The organism is Photorhabdus hindustanensis (assembly GCF_002968995.1).
Taxonomy (GTDB): Bacteria; Pseudomonadota; Gammaproteobacteria; order Enterobacterales; family Enterobacteriaceae; genus Photorhabdus; species Photorhabdus akhurstii.
This window is the reverse complement of sequence record NZ_PUWT01000218.1, coordinates 1-1,217: the sequence shown is the minus strand read 5'-3', so window position 1 is coordinate 1,217 and position 1,217 is coordinate 1. Positions and strand designations below refer to the sequence as shown.

The following is a 1,217-nucleotide window of genomic DNA, read 5'->3' as shown; positions in this document are numbered from 1 at the left end:
CTGTTTGTTATCCTGATAGGCACTGAGTAAGTCCAGCCAGCCTTGCAGAACATTTTCATCAGCGTTAATGACTAACCCACGGCGCTCTTGTGGTGAAAGACGGGTCAACATTTGCCAGGTGTCATCGGGAAACCTTGCCTTGAGATGAGTCTTCCCTTGACTTAGAGTCACGGAAGGAACGTTTAAGACGAAGACGTGGATAGGCTGGGTGTGTAAGTGCAGCGATGCATTGAGCTGACCAGTACTAATGAACCGAGCGGCTTAACCTTACAACGCCGAAGGGGTTTTGGTGTCGGAAGACAGCAAACAGAAGTCGGAAGACAGAAGAGAGACAGATTTCAGCTTGTTCAGAGATTGGTTCCAATGGTTGTGTTGACGGAGAGTCAGACAAGGGTTGGAATAAAACGGAATATGCCTGGCGGCGATAGCGCGGCGGTCCCACCTGACCCCATGCCGAACTCAGCAGTGAAACGCCGTAGCGCCGATGGTAGTGTGGGGTCTCCCCATGTGAGAGTAGGACACTGCCAGGCTTTAAATACAGTGGAAACCCTCAGCGCAAGCTGGGGGTTTTTGCGTTTGTAAGACAGCCGCTGCTTTGGCTCCATAGACGTTACGATGCTTGTCGAAATTTGCTTTTGTTAATCATCCCTTTATCTCCAGTACATTAGCTATCTGCGGCTGGCAGTTTTGTATTTAGCGGTATATCGCTGTTTTCCCCTGAATAGAATTTGCCTTGGGCAAAGTTTTTTCCACACTTCTTATTAGATGATATAAGGTAATGTTCCGGTGGACTCACCTTGCGTTGTCAGATAACAACAAAATGGGATGTTAACGGAAGGGATTCTCAGGCCAGGGCAGCAGCTCATTCAACCGATTGTTCGGCCAGACAGGCAGCCGGCTGAGGACATCACGTAACCAGACCCAGGGCTCATGTCCGTTGGCCTGAGCGGTTTCCAATAGGCTCATTATCATGGCCGCCCGTTGTCCCGCGGGCAGGGAACCCGCAAAAAGCCAGTTCTTTCGCCCGAGCGCCACACCCCGGACCGCATTCTCCGCCCGGTTGTTGTCTATCGGTACCCGACCGGGGCCTGGTTGGCAACAGTGTCGGAGGTAATATGGTAGCCTCCGTTGCCTTGCAGGCGAAACAGTATGGTGGACCAGAAATACGCTATAACGTAATGCTGTGGCCTGTTACGAATGCAGACTTCAATACTGTG

The 1,217-nt window shown here is 51.3% G+C and carries 2 rRNA genes and 2 pseudogenes; 3 read left to right on the top strand and 1 reads right to left on the bottom strand.

What is annotated here, in order from left to right:
• Nucleotides 1-269: ribosomal RNA gene (locus C6H66_RS26525) — 23S ribosomal RNA — on the top strand; the annotation flags it as partial.
• A gap of 145 nt (nucleotides 270-414) precedes the next feature.
• Nucleotides 415-530 (top strand): 5S ribosomal RNA (gene rrf, locus C6H66_RS25455).
• 298 nt (nucleotides 531-828) lie between these two features.
• Here rrf and C6H66_RS25450 read toward each other — a convergent pair.
• Nucleotides 829-1,083: pseudogene (locus C6H66_RS25450) on the bottom strand (transposase domain-containing protein); the annotation flags it as partial.
• Between the two features lie 5 nt (nucleotides 1,084-1,088).
• Here C6H66_RS25450 and C6H66_RS25445 point away from each other — a divergent pair.
• Nucleotides 1,089-1,217, top strand: a pseudogene (locus C6H66_RS25445) (alpha/beta hydrolase fold domain-containing protein); the annotation flags it as partial.